Source organism: Caballeronia sp. 11_S32, assembly GCF_056930355.1.
In genome coordinates this window covers 1,329,287-1,354,289 of record NZ_JBXOWH010000001.1, presented here as the reverse complement: position 1 = coordinate 1,354,289, position 25,003 = coordinate 1,329,287, and the positions used below count along the sequence as shown (strand labels likewise).

The window sequence follows — 25,003 nt, the reverse complement described above, 5'->3', positions numbered from 1 at the left end:
TGCGCGCGGTTTTTTCGGATCACCGTTCTCATCAATGCAATTAGGATTACTTATATGAACAAGAAGTTTATGCTCGGTGCGGCATGTATGACCCTGTCCGCTTTGGCCAATGCGCAGAGCAGCGTGACCTTGTATGGCGTAATCGACGAAGGCCTCACCTTCAATACCAATATGAACGGCAACCGTTCCTATGCGATGCAAAGCGGCGTGCTGTCGGGCAGCCGATGGGGACTGAAGGGCGTGGAGGATCTGGGCGGCGGCCTCAAGGCGATCTTCACGCTGGAGAACGGTTTCGATCCGAGCAACGGCAAGCTCGGACAGGGCGGACTCGAATTCGGGCGCCAGGCGTTTGTCGGCATTTCCAGTGCGTGGGGAACGGTGACACTGGGACGGCAATACGATCTCAACGTCGATTTCGTCGGGCCGCTCGAAGCGGCATCGCAATGGGCGGGCAATATCGGCGCCCATCCCGCCGATCTGGACAACCTCAACAATGCGAGCCGGACCAACAACGCGATCAAGCTCAAGAGCGTGTCGTACGGAGGATTTTCATTCGGCGGCATGTATAGTCTGGGCGGCGTGGCGGGCGATGCAACACGCAATCAGATCTGGTCGCTGGGCGCGGGATACGCGAGCGGCCCGCTGACGCTAGGCGTCGGCTATATCAATGCACGCAATCCGAACGTGAGCTTCTTCGGCAATTCGACATCGGGCACGCCATCGACAACGGTCGCGAACTCGGTTTATCCGGTGTTCAGCGGCTATCTGTCGGCACACACGTATCAGGCGATCAGCGCGGGCGCGGCGTACAACATCGGCGCGTTGACCGTCGGCGGCGTGTACTCGAACATCGCGTTCAAGGGGCTCGGCGATACATCGAGTGGCCCGAGTCCGTCGGGATACAGCGGCAATGCGACATTCAACAGCGCCGAGCTGAACCTGAAGTACCAGTTGACGCCAGCGTTGTTGATCGGCGCGGCGTATAGCTATACGGACGGGAGCAGCGTGTCGAGCGCCACCGGCCGCAACGAAGGCGCGACGTATCATCAGGGCGAGGTCGGCGTCGATTACTTCCTTTCGAAGCGCACCGATGTGTATTTCATCGGCGTTTATCAGAAGGCGTCGGGAACGGATTCGCGCAATCGTGAGGCGGTGGCATCGATCAACAACCAAAGCTCACCGTCCAGCAACGATCATCAGGCACTGATTCGGGTCGGTCTGCGCCACAAGTTCTGAGCCGGGAAATCGAGAGCCGAAAGCGTGCTCATGCCATCGACGAGGACGCATGAGCGCGCACGGACCGCAATGCCGGCGTGAGAGCAAGCCGAGAAATGTAAATCGTCGAGATGGATAACAGGAATCCAGGTGGGGGAAATCGAAAAGCGCGTCATCGGGATGGCGAAACTTCGTATCGTCCCGTTCCTGATTGCGTGCTATTTATTCCATGCACATGCCAAGCGATTGCAGCAAGCGCATGCGCTGTTGCGCCACGATATTCCGCGTGATTGCCCAGGCGGTGCAGCGAATGCCCAAAATCTGTCCGGGGAGGTCTCTCAGTGGCGTGAATGAAAAGCTGATGAATGCATCTGGATGCCGACAAATAATGCGTCCGTTCGCATTTCAAATCGGTCTGACCGACGATCACCAGAAATCGCTTTCATGCGTCTCCGAGGCGGATACAGCAGATCTTCTACCAAGGGTCGCACTTCATAACGCTCCTAAGCGCGCCTTAACGGCCTCTGATACGTTCGATACTTGCAACTACGCAAGCCTTGTGGCTCCGCATGAGATTTCGAGTATCGCGCATGGTGCGCAGCAGCTTGAGAGCCAAGGAAGTATCGTGACCGTCTTTCTCCAGTTCGTGAATGATCAATTCTTGGTGCTGTATATGGCGCTCCGCAAGCGCAAGATGTTCGTCAGCCTGACGTAGTTGTGCTTCTTCGGGTTCGAGGTTCATCATTTCTCCCTTGAGTAGCCTCATGAATCAAGGAAGCAATCGTGGAACCATAACCGAGGAAGTAAGGGGTTACATGAGGCGTCTTCCTCTCAGAGAGCCCCTTTTGGTTAGAGAGGCGCTTATGCGAACCTTGGAGGAAGCACAGGAGCGTTTAGGGAGACTCGAAACCTCGATAGCCGCCATTGAACAGGCGCTGACACGCCTTCGTTTTTACATGGGGCGGCTTCCGGCGGACGACGATGGACCCGTGCACGAGAATGCGTTGAAATCCATCCGCGACTATCAAGAGTCGTTAAGTGCGCTATACGCGCTGCGGAATGACGCCCTGTGGGACATAGAGTTGATACGTAGGCGGGACGGAGCAAGCCAGCATTGAGCGCGGCGACGGGCACTTTATTCCGCATGCCCGGCCAGGATTTCCCCGCCTATGTCCTCAACCAGACTCGGACGCGATTGGTTGCGCCGGCGACCTGGCTGTAGCCGTGTCCAACTGGACCTGCCAGAGGTTGGCCTATTGACTCATCGACTGCAAGCCGATGCGATCGCCGCGCTTGCTGACCGCAGCGGAATCCCATCGTGTTTAGAAGAGCGCCGGTTCCGATTCATCGGCGTCGCTATAATCGATCGTCGCATGGGCAATGTCGCGCCGCTCGGCAAGGAGCTCGATGCAATCCGCACTGAAGTTCCTCTCGTCGGCCAAGGTGGCCCGCAGTGGACCGATCGCACCTGAACGACTGCATCGCTCGACATCGCGCACAGTCGCTCTAAACGCTGCACGAATCTGGCCGCATGCTATCTTTTCAGTGGTTTGGAGACCTTCCGACCGGGAGAGATCGTGGACGTTGCCGCCTGGTTGCGCAGCCTCGGAATGGAGCGATATGAACGGGCGTTTCGCGAGAACGCCATCGATGCCGACGTGCTGCGCAAGCTTTCCGCTGACGATCTGAAGGAACTAGGGGTCGCTTCGGTGGGCCATCGCCGCAAACTGCTCGATGCACTGGCGGCACTCCGGGCGAAAGTCGAGCCCGCGCCCGCGGCGGTGAGTCTGGGCGACGCGCAAGGAGAGCGGCGGCAGGTCGCCGTGCTCTTCGCCGATCTGTGTGGCTTCACGGATATGAGCCGGCATCTCGATGCGGAAGAAGTGCTCGCCGTGCTCGAGCGATATTTCGAGGAGGTCGATCGCATCATCGGGCAATACGGCGGCCACGTCGACAAGCATGTCGGTGATTCCGTCATGGCACTGTTCGGCGCGCCGGTCGCACATGGAAACGACGTCGAGCGTGCAGTGCGGGCAGCGCTCGCGATCGGCGAGGCCATGCCCGGCCTTTCACGCGCCCTCGCACGCCCGGTATTCGTGCATATCGGCATTGCCAGCGGCGAGGTCATTGCAAGCGGCACGGGTAGCGCCATGCACAGGGAGTACACCGTCACCGGCGAGACCGTCAACCTGGCCTCGCGTCTCACCGACGCGGCTGGACGAGGGGAGATTCTGGTATCTGATGCGGTACGGCGCGCTCTGGCGAACCGGCTCGACTGCGTCGAACGCGGCGCGCTATCCGTCAAGGGCTTCACAGATCCGGTTACGGCCTGGTGTATTGCCGGGCTTCGACGCTCGACGTTAGGCCGGCCGATCGTTGGCCGGAGCGATCAGTTGCGGGTGTTTCGAGCAGTGCTTCGATCGTGCCGCGAGACCGGCGGCGGTCGCACGGTTCTGATACGCGGTGAGGCCGGGATCGGCAAGACGCGCCTGCTCGAGGAATTCGAACGCGAAGCCCGGGACTCGGGATTCGCTTGCCATGGCGGTTTCGTGCTCGATTTCGGCGCGAGGAACGGACAGGGTGCGATCCAGTCTCTCGTGCGCGGCCTGTTGGCATTCGGCGGTTCAAACGATGGCGGCACCCCTATGGCTGACGTTGACCGCGCGTTTAACGACGGTCTGATCGACGCCGGCGACGCACTCTTTCTAAACGACCTCGTCGATCTTCCGGTGGCGTTCGCGGACCGGGCAGTCTACGAGGCAATGGACAACGCGATGCGCATTCGCGGCCGCCGGAACGTCATGAAACGGCTTGTGCAGCGCGCGAGCCGCCGGCAGCCGCGGCTCCTCTCTGTCGAAGATATTCACTGGTCGGATAGTTCGACGTTACGAGACCTCGCGGCGCTTTCGGCAACCGCAGCGGAGTGTCCCGCCGTGTTGTTACTGACGGCGCGACCTTCCGGCGAAGCGCTCGATGATTCGTGGCTCGCCGCAGACGGTGCGCCATATTTGCTTGTCGAACTGGGTCCGCTGAGCGCCGGCGAGGCTCGGATCATGGCCGAATCGTTTCCCAATGCACAAGCAGATCTGGCCGAACGCTGCATCGCGCGTGCCGCGGGCAACCCGCTCTTTCTCGAGCAGTTGCTCGACAGCGCCGCGAGCGGGACGGAGACTGGCGTGCCGGGCTCGGTGCGAAGTCTGGTGCAGGCGCGGCTGGATCGGCTCGATTCCGCCGAAAAAGCCATTCTGCAGGCCGCCTCGGTGCTCGGCCAGATCTTCGAAGAGGAGGCGGTCGATTGTCTCGTCGATGGAACCGGCGCAGGCGCCGTTCTGGAACCTCTTGTCGCAAGCCGCCTGCTGCGACGGCAGAGCGCGGGATTCATATTCCACCACGCACTCATTCGTGATGCCATCTATGACGGGCTGCTCAAGAGTCGGTGCCGTGCGTTGCATCGCCGCGCCGCGCAATGGTACGGCGAGCGTGATCCCGTCCTGCGGGCCGAACATCTCGACCGTGCGATGGACCGCGAAGCCGCGCTCGCTTATTGCGACGCGGCGCGATCGCAGGCATCCTCGTACCGCTATGAATCCGCGCTCCAACTCGTCGGACGAGGGCTCGAACTCGCGCAAGCGCATGGCGAGCGCGTCGTGCTCGAATGCCTGCGCGGCACTATCCTGCACGACACCGGCGACATGACGTCGGCACTCGCGGCGTTCGAATCAGCCTTCGAGTTCGCCACGACCGGCGCGGAGCGTTGTCAGGCATGGATCGGGCGGGCCACCGTGAAGCGGGTCCTGGATGATCTGGACGGTGCATGGGCCGATCTCGACTGCGCCGCCACGGACGCCGCCGCCGAGGGGCTAAAGCGCGAAAAGGCGCGTATTCATTTCCTGCGCGGCAATCTGTGCTTTCCGCGCGGCGAGATCGACGGCTGCGCGCGCGAGCACGGACTCAGCCTCGTGCTCGCGCAGGAGTCGGGCGATTCGGAACAGGAGGCGGCCGCGCTCGGCGGTCTCGGAGATGCGGAGTACATGCGCGGCCGGATGATCAGCGCGCGCGACGCCTTCAGCCGCTGCATCGAACTCTGCCAGCGCCACGGTTTCGGACGGATCGAGGTCGCCAATCTGCCGATGCGCGCCATCACGGCGTGGTTTGCAGGCGAGGCGAAGGCAGGGCTCGATGCCGCGCTCGCCAGCGCCGCCGCAGCGGAAAAGGTCGGTCATCTTCGGGCGCTTGCGGTTGCACATCACGCGGCCTGGCACTGCCTGCACGATCTCGCGGAATGGGATCGTGCCTGGGAGCATGTCGCCCCGGCACTACAGTGTGCACGTGAGCTGAAATCGAGGCGTTTCGAAGGCGAGGCGCTCGCGTTGCGCGCGGAATTGAATCGTGTCGCGGGGCGTCGGCGCGAGGCGCTCGACGATATCGGAGAGGCGTTGTCCATCAGCCGGGAAACGGGCATGGCGTATCTGGGCGCAGCGTATCTCGGCGTACTCGCGCGGGCGACGCAGGACGTCGATATCTTCGAAAGCGCGCTCGCGGAGGGGGAAGCCGTGCTCGCCGCCGGCGCGGTCAGCCACAACCACTTTCTCTTCCGCCGTGACGCGATAGACGCATGCCTCGACCGGAAACGCTGGAGTGCAGCCGCGCATCATGCTGCGGCTCTCGAGGATTACGCACGCCGTGAGCCATCCCCCTTTTCCGCATTCGTGGTGGCGCGCGCACGCGCTCTGGTCTCATATGGCAGCGGAAATCGGGACCAGGCAGTGGTGAAAGAGCTCCAGCGGCTCCGGCAAGAAGGCGCGCAGGCTGGTTTCCTCTACGCGCTCGAGGCGATCAACGGCGCGCTTTCGAGCCAGGCATATCTTCATTGAAGCCGGTGAGGAGGTCGATCATGTCAAGCGAGTGGAAACGCCGGGTCAAACTGATCATTCAACGCTTCTGGCAGCCGACCGGCGCCTGCATGACGTGCATGCCGGGCAGCTGGGGCAATATCGCGAGCGTTGCGCATTGGGCGATAGCGTTCAAGACCGGATTCCTTACCGCGCTCCTGGCGGTGCTTCTGACCTTCACCCCGGCTGCAAAGCTCTATGGCAACCGCTATGGCAACGCCGCGCTGGTCGGCGTGCTGACGGCAATCGGCGATACATATGCACATGCAAGCCACTACCGTTTGCCTTACGTCGAGCATGTTCTTACAGGCGCGGTTTCAGGGCTTTTGGCGCTCGCGGCTTCTTATCTTCTCGAAGACCGCGCGCGCCGCATCCGGACGGCATGGGCACGGGTGTTCGGGTAGACCGATATCGCCGGTACTGAATGTGCATCACCAGCGCAAAAGCCTCGGGCCCAGCCATGCACCGATGAGCGCCGGCATCAACATGCCGGTGGCGTACCACACGCCCCAGAATGCGGGACTCATTTCAGGGCAATGCAGGCAATAGACGATCGTCGCTGTCGAACTCGCCAATAGCCCGGCGACAGCGCCCGCGAGCCGCAGCCGTGTCGGCGCGAGCGCGCGCATGGCCCAGATCGCCGCGGGGAACGTGGGCACCGAGAGAAGCAGGATATTGAACGGACAGGTTCGCCACGTCTGACCTAGCACCAGCGCCCAGCGCGCAGTGGAATCCACTCCGTCGAGAAGCATCCAGCCGGCGATCCAGACCGCCATGAAGGGCAGCGCCACGATCATCCACGAATACCCAATGCGCGCACCAGGCCGGCCGATGCGGCCGATGGTGAGCATCGCGCCGACGGCGATCGCCAGCGGAAACGCCAGCTTCGCCCAAAAGATGCCCGTGCGTGCGACGCTGGCGATATCGTGGCGCACGCCGAACACGATGCTCATCAGAACCAGCGAGCCCGCCGCCCCGAGCAGCAGTGCCTGAATGAAGCGGCGGGAAACGGCCGCGCGGTCGACTCGCGTGACCTGATTCGACAGAAGCGTGATCAGTTCATCGGTTTTCATCGTAGTCCCCGGATTTTGGCGGCAAGTGCCTTGAGACCGCGATGCACGCCCACTTTCACGGCCGATTCCGAAAGACCCGTGATTCGTGCGGTCTCGGTCACCGAAAGACCTTCGAGCTTCATGTGAACGATAGGCAAGCGTTGTTTATCCGGCAGATGCTCGAGCAGCGTGCCGATGTCATGGCGCGCCTGAGCGGGTTCGTCGTCGGTCGCGGCGAGCAGATCCTCGTGATCGTCGAGCGGAACGTTCAGCGACTCACGGCGCGCATGGGCGCGAAAGAAGTCCATGAGCTTATAGCGGGCGATCGCATGCAGCCACGCCGTCAACGGCTCGTCAGGGCGATACGTGTGGCGCGCATTATGAACCGCCAGCAGGATCTCCTGGACGAGGTCTTCGACGTCATCGGGACGATGCGCAATGCGCTTTCGCAGGTAGCCGCGCAGATGCCGCGTGAGCGCCTGCAGGAAGCTGCGATACGCATTCTGATCGCCATCGAGGCTGGCGGTGAACAGCGCTTTCAGCCGGCTTTCCGCATCTTGCGACATGGTTCCTGTGGGTCGGATGCTGCGGGACGAAGAAACGGGAGAGGCGCCCATAGCTTCAGATGCGAAGGGGCCACCGTTGTTTACATCGACCAGTCGAGCGTAGCCGAAGCCGTGATGCGCTGCAATAGCGCCTTCCTGATCCATGGTCGCCATCCATTTCCTGTTCCTGGTTAATTCGCTGTTGCGCCGTCTCTGGTTACAACGCGATCCGCAACTTTTCCCGGGCACTTGGCCAACTCATCACACGAAGACGTTCATTCGACGAAACCGCTGTAACCGGCGATGCATCCGCGGCGAATTAACACTCAACGAACTTGAGACCCGCCATCAAGGTGACCGCCATGGAAACGATGAAAGCACCACCACTAGCCCAGACCCGCGATGAACCGGTTCATCCGCTCTGGCTGCGCATCACGCACTGGCTCAACGCATTCGCCGCGCTGATCATGATGTTTTCAGGCTGGCGCATATACGACGCGTCACCGGTGTTCCGGCAGATCGTCATTCCGCCGTCGATCACGCTCGGCGGCTGGCTCGGCGGCGCGTTGCAGTGGCACTTCGCGGCCATGTGGCTGCTGGTGTTCAACGGCATCGTGTATGTCGCGCTGAACATCGCGAGCGGCCGCTTCATTTCGAAGTTCTTTCCGTTATCGCCGCGCGCGGTGTTGCACGACCTCATCGCCGCATTGCGCGGCAGGCTCTCACATGCCGATTTGCGTCAGTACAACGCGGTCCAGAAGCTCGCCTATCTCGCGGTCGTCGTCGACCTGATCGTGCTCGTGCTCTCGGGGCTCGCAATCTGGAAGTCCGTGCAATTCCCCTTGTTGCGCGAACTGATGGGCGGCTACGACAACGCGCGCATCGTGCATTTCTGCGCGATGGCGGTGATGGCCGCGTTCGTCGTCGTGCATGTGGCGATGGTCGCGCTCGTGCCGCGCTCGCTGCTGACAATGCTGCGCGGCCGCTGATCCAGCTCGGGAATACGCCATGAAAACCGAAGACAAACGAATCATCAAGGTCGATCGTGCAGCCGTGCTGGCCGATGCGCGCCGCGAACTGGACATGCCCTCGCGCCGCCTGTTCGGCAAACGCATGTTGACCCTGGGCGGCCTTTCGCTGCTCGCAGGCTGCTCGATCACCGATGAGGACTCGATCAGCAAATTTCTCGCCGCGGTGTCGCGCCTGAACGATCGTGCGCAAGCGCTTCTGTTCGATCCGCAGCGCCCCGCGCCGACGTACACGGAGGCGCAGCTCACGCGTCCGTTTCCGTTCAACGCGTTCTATGGGATCGAAGACGTGCCCGAGGTGAACGGCGACGACTATCGCCTGAAAGTGAGCGGGCTCGTGACGGGACAGCGCGTGTGGACGTTGCCGCAACTGTACGCGCTGCCGCATGCGGAGCAGATCACCCGACACATCTGCGTCGAAGGCTGGAGCGCGATCGGGCGCTGGGGCGGCACGCCGTTCGCCGAATTTCTGCGGCGCGTGGGCGCGGATACGACGGCGAAGTACGTCGGCTTCCGCTGCGCCGACGACTACTACGAAAGCATCGACATGCCGACGGCGCTGCATCCACAGACGCTGCTGACCTTCGAGTACGACGGCCAGCGCCTGCCCGCGAAATACGGCTATCCGATGAAGCTGCGCATGCCGACCAAGCTCGGCTACAAGAACCCGAAGCATATCGTCGAAATTTTTGTGACCAATACGTATCCGGGCGGCTACTGGGTCGACCAGGGATACAACTGGTTCGGCGGCTCGTGAGCGCCGCGCCATCCACCGGTTCCGGATTGTCCGGACGCCATGTTTGACCCACCAAGGAGATTAGCCATGAAACGATTGATGACGGCAGTACTCGCAGCAGCGCTCGCGGTGAGCGCGACCAGCGTCTTCGCGCAGGCGAGCGGCGCGATGTCGAACGACGCGATGTCGCACGACACGATGAAGAAGAACAGCATGTCACACGATTCGATGAGCAAGGGCGCCATGTCGCACGACTCCATGGGCAAGGGCGACAAGACGAAGAAGCACGATGCGATGGGCATGGATCACCCGGCATCGGGCGCGATGTCGCAGTAACGTCGATTGGGAGCCGGGACCGGGCGAAGCACGCGCCCGGCTTTCCCGTTGACGGACGATGCGTATCCCGCCTCGAGCACTAAACTAGGTATGATCGGACGCGGATCGTCATACCTACGTCGAGTCGAAATCGTCAATGTCGTCGAACAGCGAAAAGAAAGTCAGCCTCCCGGACAAACAGGACTTGAAAGCAATGTCCGTCTTCCGCTACGAACTGCGCAAGTTCCTGCGCGTGTCGGAGGAAATCTCGAATGCAGCGGGAATCACGACGCTTCAATATCAATTGCTTCTGCACGTGCGAGGCTTTCCCGAGCGGGAGTGGGCCACGGTCGGCGAACTCGCGGAGCGCTTGCAGGCGGCGCCCAATGGCACGGCCGCGCTGGTGTCGCGTTGCGAGGCTTCGGGGCTGGTCAGACGCAAAACCGACAAGACCGACCGCAGGCAGGTGCAGGTTCATCTGACGGCAAAAGGCGAGCGATGTCTCCTCAAGCTCGCGGCCGAACACAAGGCTCATTACGGCTCGTTCGGCTGGGTGTTCGGCGCAAACGAAGACTGAGTGGCTGGTCTTCCTTGCCGGCCACGGAGGAGGGCGGCTGAGAATTTATGTCACAATGTGCCTTAAATTTTTTCGACCATTCTCGATGCGCATTCCTGGATTCATCGACCGACGCACGATCCTGCGCGGCAGGCGGCTCTGGCTGCACTATGGCGTGTTCTGGCTCGGCGCGGTCGCGACCGGGCTCGTCGCGGTCATGTACGCGCGCCTGATCGACTTCGGATACGACGCCTTTCTGCGCATCACGGCCACCTACTGGTGGCTGCCGTTGCTGATCACCCCTGCCATCGCCGCGTTTTGCGTCTGGGCGACGCGCCGCTTCTTCGCGGGCGCCGAAGGCAGCGGCATTCCGCAAGTCATCGCGATGCTGCATGACGGGCGCGAACTGGGACCTCGGCTGCTGACCATCCGCATTCTCATCGGCAAGATCGCGTTGTCGTTCCTTTCGATTCTCGGTGGCTTCACCATCGGGCGGGAAGGGCCGACCATTCACGTGGGCGCGGCGCTCATGTTCAGCCTGCGTCGCTTTTATCCCGCGCGGCTGCGCAGCATGCGTGGGGGCGCGCTCGAACGTAATCTGGCGCTCGCCGGCGCGGCGGCCGGACTATCGGCCGCGTTCAATGCGCCGCTCGCGGGCGTGGTCTTCGCCATCGAAGAACTTACGCGCAGCTTCGAGCAGCGCACGAGCGGCGTGCTGATCACCGCGATCATCTTCGCGGGTGTCGTCTCGCTCGCGCTGCAGGGCAACTACACATACTTCGGCACGATCGATCTGAGCGGGCATTTCCCTGATTCGCTCGCGCTTGCCGTCGTCCTGCTCGGCGCGGTGACGGGCGTCGCGGGCGGCATCTTCTGCTGGCTCCTGCTGAATACGCAGCGCTGGATGCCGGCGCGGCTGATCGACTGGCGGCTGTCTCATCCGGTGGCTTTCGGCGCGGCGTGCGGCCTGTTCATCGCCGTGGTCGGCGTTGCCGCCGGCGGTCACACATTCGGCAGCGGTTATGCGGAAGCGCGCGGCATGCTCGAAGGCAACTCGCAGCTCGGCGTGAGCTACCCGATACTGAAAATGGCGTCGATGGTCGGTTCCTACCTTCCCGGCGCGCCGGGCGGACTCTTCGCGCCGTCGCTCGCGATAGGAGCGGGCATAGGCAACGCGCTTCATCTCGTGTTCGGCGGCATGGAATTGCCGATGCTGATCGCGCTCGGCATGGTCGGCTATCTCGCCGCCGTCACGCAGAGTCCGATCACGGCATTCGTGATCGTCATCGAGATGATCAATGGACACGCGCTCGTGCTGTCACTGATGGCCACCGCATTGATTTCGAGTCAGGTGTCGAAGCTGTTCGCGCCGCCGCTGTATGAGGCGCTCGCACAGAGATATACGAGTAAGTAATGCTGGCGATTGGCGCGGGAATGGGCGCTCCTTCTAGCACGGATCGGGTTAATTGCATGAGAAGACGTCTGCGAACGGCCAATAGCGGTCATTGGTCAGCGCCGCAGTCGAACATTCGAAGGTCTGCTTCCGTCGGTTCGGAGCCGTGAAGCTCATCTACCGGACGCACTGTGCACTCTTGCCCATCCAGAAGAAACGTGCTTGAGATTGACGGCTCCATCCTCAAAAAGTTGGAGCCGCCATACGCTTCGACCGCACGAGTCACTCATTTGAACCCGAATAGAATGTCTGTCGAATAATGCGCTACAATTCTGGCCGGCCTCGCGGACAGAATTTATGCCATGTAATCGTGGCCCTTGGCAACAATGTGAAGACCTATGCCCGTATATGCAACATAGCGGGAAAACGATGATTGTACGGTATCGCCAAATGGCGATTGAGTGTCTGCGAGGCCATCTTCTCGATGCTGATTCCCGAAGCAACAACCTTAGAGCGCTTTCAAGCGGCGCATTCACGCGAAGCAGTCGCAAGATTGCTCGATATCGAACACCAACATCTTACATATCTTCTGTACGCTAAAAAAAGTGCGGACAAATACACCACATTCTCCGTGCTCAAGCGAAGTGGCGGGATGCGTGAGATTCGGGCGCCAATAAAAGAGCTTAAATCGCTTCAGCGAAGACTTGCGAACCACCTTCAGAATTGCATATCTGATATTACCAAAGTCACTGGACGCGAGAATAAATCCTCCCATGGTTTTTACCCAGACAAAAGCATATTAACCAACGCTTCGGTACATCGCAATAAGCGATATGTTTTTAATCTTGATTTAAAAAATTTTTTTCCCACCATCACAGGGCAAAGAATTCGTGGGTTCCTCATAAATGACAGAAATTTCAAATTTCACAAGGATGTTGCGACCACAATAGCTCATATCGCGTGCGCTGACGGAGTCTTACCACAGGGAAGCCCCTGCTCGCCAGTCATTTCAAATCTTATCGCTGGAATCTTGGATTCTCATCTCGCTCGTCTTGCCCAAAAAAATGGATGTTACTACACGCGATACGCGGATGACATCACGTTTTCCACAAATAAAAAAGACTTCCCGCAGCAAATCGCGCTTCTTGATGAATCAACTTCGGACGAATGGATCCTTGGGCGAGAGCTTCGTAGATTAATTGGGCTGTGCGGGTTCGAAATTAATGAAAGCAAGACGCGAATGCAACACAAAAACTCCCGACAGCAGGTAACGGGGCTCGTCGTTAATAAGAAAGTAAATGTGGTAGCAGAATATCGACACTTAGTTCGTGCTTACGTTTTTTCTCTCGTCAATCGCGGAAGTTACAAAATCAAAACAATATCGAAAGACGATGACGGAAATGAAGTTATTACTGAGAAGGATGGGACCTCTGCGCAACTACATGGAATGCTCGGATTCATTCATTCCGTTGACAGCGTTTTTCGAACCGAGCTAAAAGACAATCCGCACAATCATCTTCCTCCGTATCAACTATCTGCGAAGACGACACCTGAGCCTTTGCCGTTGCGAAATCTGACAATATATCGTAAATTCTTGCTTTACACTCGCTTTTATAAAGCTGCTACGCCACTTGTGGTTTGCGAGGGAAAAACAGACATTGTCTATATAAGTAATGCCGTTCATCAAAGCAAGGCGGCGTTTCCGCAACTCGTAAGAAAGAATGATGCTGGAAAGGATGTTTTAGCATTTCAATTTTTCAAATACGACAGAAAACATAAAAGGAAAGGGCAAGTGTACATGCCGAACTTTTCAACGGCAGCGATACTTGGCGTGGCGAGTGGCGGCGGGCCAAATCTTAGCAATTTAATCCGAGCATACTACAAAGAGTCGAAAAAATTCCAGTCTCCTCGCGGCAACAAACCCGTTATATTTGTAGTGGACAATGACAGCGGCGCTAATGAAATCTTAAAGGCGATAAAAGATTGTTCGAGTAAAGCGTGTAATCGAGATGATGCGTTTATCCATGTGTTCGAAAATCTTTACGTAGTTTTGGTACCTCGTAATGGATCGGAGAAAAGGGACACAGAAGGCTTATTTTCACCATTAGACCTGGGAAAAGGGCTCAATGGTAAGAAATTTGATTTTTCAAAAGACGCTGACAATTCGACAACTGTCGGCAAAGCTCCGTTTGCGTATGAGTTCGTCGCGCCGAGAGCGAAAGAATTGGATTGGACTGGTTTTCATCCGTTGTTGGCAAACATAAGTGCGGCGTTTGCTCATTACCAGAGCTTGATGTCCGCCGTAGCGCCAGTTGTCGTTTAGCACCGATCTGGGACACGTCCGCCAAGCTGCAAAAAAAAAGCGTCACCTTGCACGAGTCGATGAGCGGATGTTGTGCACTCTAAGGCGGCACCAAAGGTGTAGTCGGCTTGACGGACGGCAACGGGTCGAAACTGTGAGTTGACGGATATGGATCATTCGCAACTAATGGCGAGCCCCAAATTTCGCTTCAGATTCATTGAGCGTCTCACGAAAGATCGCACCCGTAGTCTCCAATCACGGCCGACGATCACTCCTTTGAGAATTCAACGCCCGTTAGATCAAGGTCTGAGGTCATACGGGTCAGCAACTTTTGCGACGGGCGACTGCTTCAATCCGAGAAAATCCGCCGCTAGATACCTTGAATGTTCGAGCTTCGTCCGCGTCCGGCGAAAGCCAGAAATACGCTTTGAAGGCATAGCGTGCGACGACGCAGGTCGCAGCTTTTCCACGCCAATGCAGAATGAACGTAAGGCTTCGCTTGTCAGCGGTGAACTAAGGTTGGAAGACATGTGGTTCCACGGCCAGGTCGGTCTTGCAGTTGCAAAATCAGATAAAGGATAAGAGGGCGGGAGGACGAGAGGCGACTCGGAATCGATCCACTGCTCCGCTACCAGTCTAAGCGGTGCTTTTCGGCGGTCTCTTGATGGCGCCGATCATCGTCGACATGTAGGTAGATGCTCGCTGTGGTCACGGATGCATGCGGAAGAATTTCGCGGACCATGCGTAGATGGACTTTCTGGTCGGCCATATGTGATCCGGCGCTGTGCCTTAGCCAATGCGCGGAGGCCTGTTCAAGTAGATCAGCACGCGCGCGGAAGGCGTCGTCGCCTGCGCGCAAGCGAGCCGCGGCGCCCGCGAAAGCGTCCTTGACGATCGCGAGAAGCGCCGCACGCGTGAGTGGCGCACAAGTATCCGTGCGCTCGCTCGAGGTTGCCACGCCGATTCCGTCGCCGATGCTGCCCGTATGCACGCCAAGATCGCGCTGCTCGCCAAGTTGCGCGAGCACCGCCTCCGGAGTCGCGCCGATGCCAGTCTGCAAAATCGCGCCGTCCTCGATGAGACTCGCACATGCCTGCCGATGGCTGGTTCCACGAGACCAGGCGCACTGGCGGGCGTATCGGGAAATGCAGCATCCGACTCCACGAGCAGGTCGAAACCCGGATCATGCAAACACGGATCGCCATTCGTCCAAGCGACATCGCGATGTACTTGGCCGATGTTCCCGCCCTTCAGCGGCTCGACCAGATACTCGCGCGCCAGTTCCAGACGGTACGGTCCCGATGCATCGGGCGGCGGTATCTGCAGCATGACGACACCGACCTGCTATGTCGCGCTGCAATCAACCGGAGATGCTGCGAGTGATGCGCGGATGCCCTGCCTCGCGATGCCGCTTCGCCGTCCCGAAGTTCCCTGTCTCCACCCGCTGCCTCATACCAGCTCGTGGTAGGCATGGGCTCGTTGATGATGGTTCCGGCCGCATGCCGAAAGTTCGGCAACACATAAAAAAGGCGGCGCTATCAAGCGCCGCCCATTCATAAGAGCGCCGAGGGCCGTCGGAATTGTTACCGCACCTTGCCCGCCTTCCAAGCCGACAGCAGTTGCTCATACTTCACTGTTTCGCCCTTCGGTTTTTCGTTGGCGAGCCGTTTCCACGGCGCGTGCTGGTCGGACAGCCACTTAGACGGATCGCTTTGCGCATTGAGCTCCGGCGCGCAAACCTTCATCCCGGCCCGCTGCAAACGGGACAACACCTGGTCCATTTCTTTCGCGAGGTTGTCCATTGCAGCTTGCGGCGTTTTTTCACCGGCGACAGCGGTGCCGACATTCTTCCACCAGAGTTGCGCCATCTTTGGATAGTCGGGCACGTTGTTGCCGGTCGGCGTCCACGCGACGCGCGCCGGGCTGCGATAGAACTCGATCAAGCCGCCGTACTTGTCCGCGTTCTTCGTGAAGTAGTCGCTATGAATGTCGGAGTCTCGAATGAACGTGAGACCGACAATCGACTTCTTGAGCGACACGGTCTTCGACGTCACGAACTGCGCGTACAGCCACGCGGCAGCCCGCTGATTCGGCGGCGTCGACTTGAAGAACGTCCACGAGCCGACGTCCTGATATCCGTTTTGCATGCCGTCCTTCCAGTAAGCGCCGTGCGGGGACGGCGCCATGCGCCACTTCGGCGTGCCGTCCGCATTCGTGACGTTGCCCGGCTTGAGCATCGAAGCCGTGAACGCGGTGTACCAGAACACCTGTTGCGCGATCCTGCCTTGCGCGGGCACAGGGCCAGCCTCGCTGAAGGTCATGCCCGACGCTTCTGGCGGCGCGTATTTCTTGAGCCAGTCGATGTATTTGGTCGTCGCATAGACTGCTGCCGGGCTGTTGGTGCCGCCGCCGCGCGACACCGACGCGCCTACCGCATGACAGCCGTCAGGCGTCACGCGAATGCCCCATTCGTCGACGGGCATGCCGTTCGGAATCCCTTTGTCGGCTTCGCCGGCCATGGAAAGCCATGCGTCCGTGAAGCGCCAGCCGAGCGATGGGTCTTTCTTGCCGTAATCCATATGACCGTAAACTTTCTCTCCGTCGATGTTTTTCACATCGTTCGTAAAGAATTCGGCGATGTCTTCATACGCGGACCAGTTGACCGGCACGCCGAGATCGTAGCCGTACTTCGCCTTGAACTTGTCCTGGAAATCCTTGCGTGCGAACCAGTCCGCGCGGAACCAGTAAAGGTTCGCGAACTGCTGGTCGGGAAGCTGATAGAGTTTTTTGTCAGGCGCGGTCGTAAAACTCGTGCCGATAAAGTCTTTCAGGTCAAGTCCGGGGTTGGTGTATTCCTTACCTTCGCCCGCCATGTAATCGGATAGCGGAACGATCACGCCATAGCGATAGTGCGTGCCGATCAAGTCCGAGTCCGAGATCCAGCCGTCGTAAATGCTTTGCCCGGATTGCATCGAGGTCTGCAATTTCTCGACGACGTCCCCTTCCTGAATGATGTCGTGCTTCACCTGAATGCCGGTGATTTCACTGAACGCGGCGGCAAGCGTTTTGGATTCGTAGGTATGCGTGTCGATTGTTTCCGACACGACATGAACCTCCTTGACGCCTTGCGATTTGAGTTTCGCCGCGGTGTCGATGAACCATTTCATCTCGTCCATCTGCTGCTGTTTCGAAAGCGTGCTTGGTTGAAACTCGCTGTCCACCCATTTCTGCGCCTCAGGCGTGCCCGCCAGAGCCTGATTCGCGAAGGCGCCTGACACGATGCTTGCCAATGCCAGCGCGACGGTCCGTCTCCTCTGATGCATGGTCTTCTCCTGTGTCTTCCGTGCCCCTTCGATCTTGTCGGCGCCCGCTGGGGGCATCAGCGGAACCGGCAGTTGTCAGTCTTCATTGCATGCATCTGCTTTCTAGCCCTTCCACATGATCACGAGCACCATCAGCACCGAGACTGTGAAGCCCGGCCAGGAACTCGAGCCCTCGGCACTGATGGCGAGCCACGCGAGATTGACATACGCGGCAGCCAACAGGCCGATGAACAGGCGATCACCGCGAGTTGTCGCGATAGGCAGAAAGCCCTTGCGTTCATGAGTTGGCGAGCGCAGTTCCCATACCGTCATGCCGCCCAGCATGACGACGATGCAGGCGAAGAAGATCGCCACCTCAGGAGTCCAGTACATCCAGGTGAACATCACACCCTCCCCATCGCGAAGCCCTTCGCGATGTAGTTGCGCACGAAGTAGATCACCAGCGCGCCGGGAACGATAGTCAGCACGCCCGCCGCCGACAGCACGCCCCAGTCCATACCGGCCGCCGACACGGTCCGCGTCATCACGGCAGCGATAGGTTTCGCGTTGACCGAAGTCAGCGTGCGCGCGAGCAGCAGTTCGACCCAGCTGAACATGAAGCAGAAAAAAGCCGTGACGCCGACTCCCGACTTGATGAGCGGCAGGAAGATCTTCACGAAGAAAGCGGGAAAGGTATAACCGTCTATGTACGCGGTTTCGTCTATTTCTCGCGAGACGCCCGACATGAAGCCTTCGAGAATCCACACGGCAAGGGGCACGTTGAACAGCATGTGCGCAAGTGCGACGGCAATGTATGTGTCGGTCAGGCCGACGCTCGAATAGAGCTGGAAAAACGGCAGCAAAAATACGGCGGGCGGCGTCATGCGGTTGGTGAGCAGCCAGAAGAACATGTGCTTGTCGCCGAGAAAGCGATAGCGTGAGAACGCGTACGCGGCAGGCAGCGCGACCAACACCGACATCACCGTGTTCATCAGCACGTAGATGATCGAATTGATGTAGCCCCAGTACCACGAAGGATCAGTGAAGATCACCTTGTAGTTGTCGAACGTCACGTGCTGCGGCAGCGTGGCGAACGTCGACATGGTCTCCTCGTTCGTGCGCAGAGAGATCGACAACATCCAGTAAAGCGGAATCAGCGCGAACAGCATATAGACGACGAGCATCAACGTCCGCGGCCAGCGGCGCTTATCCTGCATGGTCGTCTCCTTGCGCGGCCGGTCCACCTTTGCCTACGCGGCTCATCCAGTTGTAGAGAATGAAGCACAGCAGCAGAATGATCAGGAAATAGATCAGCGAGAAAGCCGCAGCCGGGCCAAGATCGAACTGACCGACCGCTTTTTGGGTCAGATACTGACTGAGGAATGTTGTGGAATCGCCGGGACCGCCGCCTGTCAGCACGAACGGCTCGGTGTAGATCATGAAGCTGTCCATGAAGCGCAGCAGCACGGCGATCATCAGCACGCCGCGCATCTTCGGCAATTCGATGTAGCGGAATACCGCAAAGCGGCTTGCGCCGTCTATTTCCGCGGCCTGATAGAAGGCGTCCGGAATCGCGCGCAAGCCCGCATAGCACAGCAGCGCGACGAGCGGGGTCCAGTGCCAGATGTCCATCACCAGCACGGTGATCCATGCGGCCGTGGGACTCGCCGTGTAGTTGTAGTCGAAGCCAAGACTATTGAGCCAGTAGCCGAGCAGTCCGATATCCGGGCGCCCGAAGATCTGCCAGATCGTGCCCACCACGTTCCACGGAATCAGCAACGGCATGGCAAGCACGATGAGTGTGGCCGATGCGCGCCATCCCGAAGCCGGCATCGAAAGCGCGAGGCCCACGCCCAATGGAATCTCGAACAGCAGAACGCACGCGGAGAAAATGACCTGTCTGCCGAGCGCTTCGCGCAAATCCGGATCGGTCATGATGTTGCGAAACCACTCCGTACCGACGAACACATGCTGCGTCGGGCCGATGATGTCCTGCACCGAATAGTTGACCACCGTCATCAGCGGCAGGATCGCGGAGAACGCGACGCAGATGAACACCGGAATGACCAGCAACCATGCCTTCTGATTGACGGGTTTGTTCATCGCGCGGCCCCTTCGACGATGCGCGTTTCGATTCTTTCGTCGTTGCAGAAGTACACCGTTTCAGGCGCAACGAGATGCAGCCAGGCAGGTCCGTCGACAATCCGCAAATGCGGCTCGAGCCTCGCATTGAAAACATGGCCGTCGCATTGCAAGGTAACCAGTTGATAGTTGCCGAGCTGCTGCGCGCGCAGCACCCGCGCGTGCACCGCGCCGGCTCCTCCTTCCTGCGATAGGCGGACGAACTCCGGGCGAATCCCCAGTTTGAGCGCGCCGTTTGTCTGCTGATGCGCGTCCCGTAGCGTCGCAAGCGTGCCGGCGTCGAGCGGCAGGCGCTGCGAGCCGATTGTTGCGCCGTCGGCGTCGAGCTCGATCGGACAAAGGTTCATGCCCGGGCTGCCGATGAAGTAGCCAACAAAAGCGTGGTCCGGCCGCAGAAAAAGCGCATCGGCTCCTCCCTTCTGAACGATGCGGCCATTGGTCATGACCACGACTTCGTCGGCGAAAGTCAGCGCTTCTACCTGATCGTGCGTCACGTAGATAAGCGTGAGCCTGAGTTGCTGGTGGATCTTCTTCAACTGGCGGCGCAGCATCCACTTCATCGCGGGGTCGATCACAGTCAACGGTTCGTCAAAGAGGATCGCCGCGACGTCCTTGCGAACGAGGCCGCGCCCGAGCGAGATCTTCTGCTTGGCGTCGGCGGCCAGATTGCTCGCCTTGAGCGGCAGGTCGCGTGTCATATCGAGGATATCCGCGACTTCGTGCACGCGCTTCGTGACCTCGGCGGCTGACAACTTGCGATTACGCAGCGGAAACGCGAGATTATCGAACACGGTCATCGTGTCGTAGACCACGGGGAACTGGAACACCTGGGCGATGTTGCGCTGACGTGCGCCGAGCGCCGTCACGTCGCGTCCGTCGAACAAGACCTTGCCCTCCGACGGCTTGACGAGCCCCGAAACGATATTCAGCAGCGTAGTCTTGCCGCAACCCGATGGACCGAGCAATGCATAAGCGCCGCCGTCGTCCCAGACCATGCTCATGGGCTGAAGCGCGTAGTCGTCGACCGTCGCGGGGCTCGGTCTGTACGCGTGTGCGAGATTTCTAAACTCAATGCACGCCATGCGCTGCCTCCGGGCTGGACACCAGTTGGGTCTCTGCGCCGAACACAAACAGTTCTTGAGGGTCGATGAAAACGTCGAGCTGCGTGCCAAGCTCGATCTGATGCACGCCCTGCAACTGCGCAACCAGGTTGACCGCGCCGGTCAGCGTGCGCAAGTGCAGGTACGTTTCGGAGCCGCTCAGTTCTGCGAGTTCGAGCCGGCACGGAACGGCGATCGCATGAGAGGCCTTCGCCTGAAGACGCAGATGCCCTGGCCGGATGCCGATGCGGCATGCGCCGCTCACAGCGGGACCGTGCTGGACTGGAACCTCCACGCCGATCGGCAGACGCGCGCGGCCGTTGCCGCAGTCGCACGTCAGCATGTTCATCGGCGGGTCGTTGAAAACGGCTGCGGCCGCGACGTTGACCGGTGCGTTATAGACATCGAGAGTGGGACCGAACTGCAGAACTCGGCCTTTATCGATGATCGCCGTATAGCCGCCCAGCAGTAACGCTTCGAGAGGTTCGGTGGTCGCGTAGACGACGGTGGTGTTGCCGTCAGCGAAAAGCGTAGCCAATTCCATGCGCAATTCCTCGCGCAGTTTGTAATCGAGATTGACGAGCGGCTCGTCGAGCAGAACCAGCGACGTACGCTTCACGAGTGCACGCGCGAGCGCGCAGCGCTGCTGTTGGCCGCCTGACAGTTCGCCTGGCCGCCGCTCCAGCAAATGATCGATATGCAGTTTGGCTGCGACTTCCCGCACGCGCCGGCGGATTTCAGCAGGGTCGGTCTTTTGCAGGCGCAAAGGCGAGGCGATGTTTTCGAACACCGTCATGGCCGGGTAGTTGATGAACTGCTGATAGACCATCGCGAGATTACGCTGGCGCACGCTGACGCCTGTCACGTTCTGGCCGTCGACAAGCACTCGGCCGTCGTTCGGCCTGTCCAGACCCGCCATCACGCGCATCAGCGTGGTTTTACCGGCCTGCGTGGGTCCGAGAAGCACATTGATGGCGCCTGGGACGAGGCGCAAATCCACGCCGTACAAATACGGTTGCCCGCCAGAAACGACACTGACTTGCTCCAGTTCCAGGACCAAATCGCTCTCCTTTGCGGCGTGCGCGACGCCAGTCGCAGAGGCGGCGCTTCAAGGTGGCGTCAATTGGGTTTCGCATGGATTACGTGCTGCAGTCAAAATGTCCCTTTTGTTGGTTTGCGTTTAAATCGGGGTAAACCTTACGACAGGATGAAATGGAGAATATGGTCGGCGGGTTGGGGAAGATCGGCATGAGATAGGCTGAAATGTAATGTTGACTCCATTTTCAGCACACGAGGGCGACGATCATTAGTGCAGCAGTTGGCGCAAGACCGGGCGGCGCGCTAGTCGTCTCGATCCTGACGAGCGAGTTGCTGATGCCCATCGCTCGCACGCGGGAAGCGGCATCGACGTAACGCTCCACGTCGTTGGTCGCATCACTGAGGCTTTGCGTGTGCAACATGGAGCACATAGCGCGTAGATGGGCACGTTATCTACACAGTTATTCGCGGAAGCGGTGGACAAGTCGCATTCTGCAGACAATGCAAGATTGGCGAGTGCCAAATTTTCCGGAGTCGGCAAGAAGCTGACGTTCGCAACCATCGCCGATCCGGCATTCAGATGGCCGGATCTTGCCCGCAATCAGACGCCCGATTGGGCAGAACTTTGGTGCTCCATCCGCTATTGGACCCGAGAGGTGCGCCAATTTACGGCGCTTTAGCGCTGATCGCACGAACTCGCGGCGGCCCCTTCACAACGGCCGCGACATCGATCAGTATCAGAGGAGCGGGCTATGGCTAACATCCAAGCGCTGGACGAACGAGTGACCGGTGCGCCAATCGTCGGATCGCTCGCATGGACCTGAACGGCGCTTTGATTGGCTTAGCCAAGGAGCTACCGGAGACCATGAAGGCAACGCTTGCAATATTCAAGACGAACCTGGCACGTTTGGAGAACACGTCGCATGAAGGTCCGGCTGGCCTGACCCGCAATGAAGGCCATGACATGATGGCGTCGCGTGCACGTGAACCGCACGACGCGCCCACAGGGCTGACGTCATGAAACTAGCGGACGCTGAGCCGACCCCCGACTCCCCGAAACCTCTTCGCGCTCGCGACATCGTCGTGGTCGGTTCCTCTCAGGGTGGCGTCGCGTCGCTGCCGGAGTTCTTCTCTCACTTCCCTGCGAAGATTCCCGCCGCGTTCTTTGTCGTCCAACACCTGGGAGCGGGGTACCCTGGGGAGCTTGACCGCCTGATCGGGCGACGCAGTCGCTTGCCGGTGAGCTTCGCGGCAGACGGCGAGTTGGTTGATACCGGCCGGGTCTACGTCGCGCCGCCCGACGCGAACATGACATTGGAGCGGGGCCGCGTCGTCATTCAGCCGAGCCCGCGCGAAAGCTACCACCGTCCCTCGATTAACGCTCTGTTTCGATCCGCGGCGGTGGCCTACGGGCGGCGCGTCGTCGGCGTCGTGCTCACTGGCACGATGGAGGACGGTGTCGCGGGGGCGTGGGAGATCTGGCGTCGAGGCGGCCTCGTCGTCGTCCAGGACCCGACCGAGGCACAATCGCCGGAGCTGCCAACGCGCGTCCGCGAGACAGTCCCCGTGGACTACACGGCGCGGTTGGCCGACATTGCGGAGTTGGTGCTGGACTTCGCCACCCGCCCGCGCCGCGCGCCTCCAGTGGCCGGCGATTTCCAGGCGCGGGTGATGATCGTCGAAGACGAGCGCATCGTCGCGAAGAGCCTCGAGAACGATCTTCACGCGCTGCACTACGAGGTCTGCGCGTCGGTCATGACGGGCGAGGCGGCGGTCGAAGCGGCCGGGCGAACCCTTCCCGACGTGATCCTGATGGATATCCGCCTTTCCGGTGCGATGGACGGAACGCAGGCCGCGTCGCTGATCTGGGAGCGGTTGCAGATTCCCGTCGTCTACCTGACCGCCTACGCGGATGCCGAAACGCTCGCGAGCATCAAGCGCACGAACGCCTACGGATACGTGATGAAGCCCTATGAGGCTGCTGAAGTGCACGTTGCGCTGCAACTGGCGCTCGAACGGCGCGACCGGGAACAGATCACGTAGCGGCGCGTGTCACGGTGACCCGCGTTCCGCGCTCCGACTCGACGCGAACTTGCGCTCCGATCTGTTCCGCGAGTAGGTGCACCAGTTGCATACCCAAGGTGACCTTCGCCGGTCCTCCCCCAAGGCCGACGCCGTCGTCGGATACGCTCAGCAACTCCGCATGCTCGTCTAGCGTTGCAACGACAGTGCCTCTGCGGCCGAACGGAAAGGCGTGCTTCAGGGCATTGCTGATCAACTCGTTCAGTATCAGCCCGCACGGCACTGCCAGCCCGATGTCCAGGCTCGACGATGCAATCTCCAACTGCAGGCGCACCCGCTCTCGGTCGACCCCGTACACGGCCAGGAGGTTCTTCGCGAGCTGGGTGGCGAACTCCGACATGTCGACACGCGCGAGATCAAAGGAGCTATAGAGCGTCTGGTGAATGTCGGCAATGGCGCGGATGCGCCCGCCCATCTCCGAGAGTGCGGTCTGCGCGGCCTCGTCCGTAACGTGCTGGGCCTGCAATCGGAGCAACGCGGCGATGACTTGCAGGTTGTTCTTCACGCGGTGATGGATCTCGCGCAGCAGCGTCTCCTTCTGCAGGAGCGATTCGCGCAGCAGCTCATTGCCGTGCTCGATCTCTCGTGCGCGCAAGTACAGGTCGCGCTCCAGGCGTTCCTGGACGTCCCGGCTCGAATACTTCAGCCGGTGGAGCTCGGTGACGTCGACGACGCGATGGATGATGTAGCGCACGCGTGCGCGATCGTCGAGCACCGGGAAATTGGCGGGCTGCCAATAATGCTCCGCAAAGATGCTCCCCGAGCCGGTGTCGTTCGGCTCGCGGATGTCGTACTTCTGCACGGCCATGAAGTGGGCCACGCCGCTGCGCAGTACTTGCGCGAACGAGGCCCTGAGATTGCTCACTCCGGTCGCGGCGATCTCGTCAGGGTTGTCCGGAAAGACGTCGAACATGTGACGCCCCAGGATGTCCTGCCGACGCGTCATCGTCGCCTTCAGGTACGCATCGGCGACCGCAACGATGCGAAAGTCGCGATCCACGACGAGGTACGGATCGGGACCTGCCTGAAAAATAGCTTGAAAGTCCGGCAGGGAGCCATCGGTGCAGTCCATTCGCTTCCCAGTCAATGTCGAATCAGTGAATCACTGCTGCGCAGTTCATTCGTGTCGCCAAGAGCCGTGTCCACCCTTGCCATAGGGTCGGTGCCAGGGAGACGCTCAGTCCAATGTTGCGCCGATGTCTGCTCCAGGGCAACCAGCCAAAGATAGACAACGCCCGCGCAAGGTCGTCAACACTCGTTCGCCGTTCCCGGAAGCCGACGTTCGACCACGCCGGATCATGAACG

At 59.9% G+C, this 25,003-nt stretch carries 24 protein-coding genes and 1 pseudogene; 13 read left to right on the top strand and 12 right to left on the bottom strand.

Annotation, left to right across the window (positions count from 1 at the left end):
• Window positions 1-54: 54 nt before the first annotated feature.
• Complete coding sequence (locus AC1Z32_RS06180) at window positions 55-1,236, top strand: porin (RefSeq protein ID WP_483477805.1); 1,182 nt, start codon at window positions 55-57, stop codon at window positions 1,234-1,236.
• Between the two features lie 129 nt (window positions 1,237-1,365).
• Window positions 1,366-1,569 carry a hypothetical protein gene (locus AC1Z32_RS06175; RefSeq protein WP_483477804.1) on the top strand — a complete coding sequence of 68 codons (204 nt, stop codon included), beginning with the start codon at window positions 1,366-1,368 and terminating at the stop codon, window positions 1,567-1,569.
• Window positions 1,570-1,729: 160 nt separating this feature from the next.
• Here AC1Z32_RS06175 and AC1Z32_RS06170 read toward each other — a convergent pair whose 3' ends face one another.
• Window positions 1,730-1,957, bottom strand: coding sequence for a hypothetical protein (locus tag AC1Z32_RS06170; RefSeq protein ID WP_483477803.1), 228 nt, complete (start codon window positions 1,955-1,957; stop codon window positions 1,730-1,732).
• A 514-nt stretch (window positions 1,958-2,471) separates the two neighbouring features.
• Between AC1Z32_RS06170 and AC1Z32_RS06165 the strand changes: the two genes are divergently transcribed.
• From AC1Z32_RS06165 to AC1Z32_RS06155, 3 genes are all read left to right on the top strand, one after another.
• On the top strand, window positions 2,472-2,687 hold the full coding sequence (locus AC1Z32_RS06165; RefSeq protein WP_483477802.1) for a hypothetical protein: 216 nt from the start codon (window positions 2,472-2,474) through the stop codon (window positions 2,685-2,687).
• A 105-nt stretch (window positions 2,688-2,792) separates the two neighbouring features.
• Window positions 2,793-6,089, top strand: a complete 3,297-nt coding sequence (locus AC1Z32_RS06160) for an adenylate/guanylate cyclase domain-containing protein (protein WP_483477801.1) — start codon at window positions 2,793-2,795, stop codon at window positions 6,087-6,089.
• A 20-nt stretch (window positions 6,090-6,109) separates the two neighbouring features.
• Window positions 6,110-6,511: a hypothetical protein gene (locus tag AC1Z32_RS06155; protein ID WP_483477800.1), complete on the top strand. Its 402-nt coding sequence runs from the start codon at window positions 6,110-6,112 to the stop codon at window positions 6,509-6,511.
• A 27-nt stretch (window positions 6,512-6,538) separates the two neighbouring features.
• On the opposite strand, the gene AC1Z32_RS06150 is transcribed toward AC1Z32_RS06155, so the two are convergent.
• Window positions 6,539-7,180, bottom strand: coding sequence for a DUF1109 domain-containing protein (locus AC1Z32_RS06150; protein WP_483477799.1), 642 nt, complete (start codon window positions 7,178-7,180; stop codon window positions 6,539-6,541).
• A complete protein-coding gene (locus AC1Z32_RS06145; protein WP_483478215.1) occupies window positions 7,177-7,725 on the bottom strand; it encodes a sigma-70 family RNA polymerase sigma factor in 549 nt (182 codons plus the stop codon). Before AC1Z32_RS06145 ends, AC1Z32_RS06150 begins: the two co-directional genes overlap by 4 nt.
• A 341-nt stretch (window positions 7,726-8,066) precedes the next feature.
• Here AC1Z32_RS06145 and AC1Z32_RS06140 point away from each other — a divergent pair, with 341 nt between their 5' ends.
• From AC1Z32_RS06140 to AC1Z32_RS06115, 6 genes are all read left to right on the top strand, one after another.
• A complete protein-coding gene (locus tag AC1Z32_RS06140) occupies window positions 8,067-8,693 on the top strand; it encodes a cytochrome b/b6 domain-containing protein (protein WP_483477798.1) in 627 nt (208 codons plus the stop codon).
• A 19-nt stretch (window positions 8,694-8,712) separates the two neighbouring features.
• A complete protein-coding gene (locus tag AC1Z32_RS06135) occupies window positions 8,713-9,489 on the top strand; it encodes a molybdopterin-dependent oxidoreductase (RefSeq protein WP_483477797.1) in 777 nt (258 codons plus the stop codon).
• A 66-nt stretch (window positions 9,490-9,555) separates the two neighbouring features.
• Complete coding sequence (locus AC1Z32_RS06130) at window positions 9,556-9,804, top strand: pentapeptide MXKDX repeat protein (protein WP_483477796.1); 249 nt, start codon at window positions 9,556-9,558, stop codon at window positions 9,802-9,804.
• A 136-nt stretch (window positions 9,805-9,940) separates the two neighbouring features.
• Complete coding sequence (locus tag AC1Z32_RS06125; protein WP_483477795.1) at window positions 9,941-10,360, top strand: MarR family winged helix-turn-helix transcriptional regulator; 420 nt, start codon at window positions 9,941-9,943, stop codon at window positions 10,358-10,360.
• A gap of 85 nt (window positions 10,361-10,445) precedes the next feature.
• Window positions 10,446-11,753 carry a chloride channel protein gene (locus tag AC1Z32_RS06120; protein ID WP_483477794.1) on the top strand — a complete coding sequence of 436 codons (1,308 nt, stop codon included), beginning with the start codon at window positions 10,446-10,448 and terminating at the stop codon, window positions 11,751-11,753.
• Between the two features lie 463 nt (window positions 11,754-12,216).
• Complete coding sequence (locus AC1Z32_RS06115; protein WP_483477793.1) at window positions 12,217-14,055, top strand: retron Ec67 family RNA-directed DNA polymerase/endonuclease; 1,839 nt, start codon at window positions 12,217-12,219, stop codon at window positions 14,053-14,055.
• A gap of 607 nt (window positions 14,056-14,662) precedes the next feature.
• On the opposite strand, the pseudogene AC1Z32_RS06110 reads toward AC1Z32_RS06115, so the two are convergent.
• The 8 genes and pseudogenes from AC1Z32_RS06110 to AC1Z32_RS06075 form a co-directional block, all read right to left on the bottom strand.
• A pseudogene (locus tag AC1Z32_RS06110) lies at window positions 14,663-14,974 on the bottom strand (tyrosine-type recombinase/integrase); the annotation flags it as partial.
• Between the two features lie 643 nt (window positions 14,975-15,617).
• Window positions 15,618-17,357 (bottom strand): ABC transporter substrate-binding protein, encoded by a 1,740-nt coding sequence (locus tag AC1Z32_RS06105; RefSeq protein WP_483477792.1) that lies wholly within the window; start codon window positions 17,355-17,357, stop codon window positions 15,618-15,620.
• A 102-nt stretch (window positions 17,358-17,459) separates the two neighbouring features.
• Complete coding sequence (locus tag AC1Z32_RS06100) at window positions 17,460-17,741, bottom strand: DUF2160 domain-containing protein (RefSeq protein ID WP_483477791.1); 282 nt, start codon at window positions 17,739-17,741, stop codon at window positions 17,460-17,462.
• A complete protein-coding gene (locus AC1Z32_RS06095; protein WP_483477790.1) occupies window positions 17,741-18,553 on the bottom strand; it encodes a carbohydrate ABC transporter permease in 813 nt (270 codons plus the stop codon). Before AC1Z32_RS06095 ends, AC1Z32_RS06100 begins: the two co-directional genes overlap by 1 nt.
• Window positions 18,543-19,439, bottom strand: coding sequence for a carbohydrate ABC transporter permease (locus AC1Z32_RS06090; protein ID WP_483477789.1), 897 nt, complete (start codon window positions 19,437-19,439; stop codon window positions 18,543-18,545). The genes AC1Z32_RS06095 and AC1Z32_RS06090 overlap by 11 nt, the downstream gene beginning before the upstream one ends.
• Window positions 19,436-20,560 (bottom strand): ABC transporter ATP-binding protein, encoded by a 1,125-nt coding sequence (locus AC1Z32_RS06085; protein ID WP_483477788.1) that lies wholly within the window; start codon window positions 20,558-20,560, stop codon window positions 19,436-19,438. The genes AC1Z32_RS06090 and AC1Z32_RS06085 overlap by 4 nt, the downstream gene beginning before the upstream one ends.
• Window positions 20,547-21,638, bottom strand: coding sequence for an ABC transporter ATP-binding protein (locus AC1Z32_RS06080; protein WP_483477787.1), 1,092 nt, complete (start codon window positions 21,636-21,638; stop codon window positions 20,547-20,549). Before AC1Z32_RS06080 ends, AC1Z32_RS06085 begins: the two co-directional genes overlap by 14 nt.
• A 223-nt stretch (window positions 21,639-21,861) precedes the next feature.
• Entirely contained in the window at window positions 21,862-22,038 is a 177-nt protein-coding gene (locus tag AC1Z32_RS06075) for a hypothetical protein (RefSeq protein WP_483477786.1), read from the bottom strand.
• Between the two features lie 392 nt (window positions 22,039-22,430).
• Here AC1Z32_RS06075 and AC1Z32_RS06070 point away from each other — a divergent pair, with 392 nt between their 5' ends.
• Both AC1Z32_RS06070 and AC1Z32_RS06065 read left to right on the top strand, forming a co-directional pair.
• On the top strand, window positions 22,431-22,637 hold the full coding sequence (locus AC1Z32_RS06070) for a hypothetical protein (RefSeq protein ID WP_483477785.1): 207 nt from the start codon (window positions 22,431-22,433) through the stop codon (window positions 22,635-22,637).
• Window positions 22,634-23,659, top strand: a complete 1,026-nt coding sequence (locus AC1Z32_RS06065) for a chemotaxis protein CheB (protein ID WP_483477784.1) — start codon at window positions 22,634-22,636, stop codon at window positions 23,657-23,659. Before AC1Z32_RS06070 ends, AC1Z32_RS06065 begins: the two co-directional genes overlap by 4 nt.
• Here AC1Z32_RS06065 and AC1Z32_RS06060 read toward each other — a convergent pair.
• Window positions 23,652-24,770: a sensor histidine kinase gene (locus AC1Z32_RS06060; protein WP_483477783.1), complete on the bottom strand. Its 1,119-nt coding sequence runs from the start codon at window positions 24,768-24,770 to the stop codon at window positions 23,652-23,654. The genes AC1Z32_RS06065 and AC1Z32_RS06060 overlap by 8 nt on opposite strands.
• Window positions 24,771-25,003: the final 233 nt, after the last annotated feature.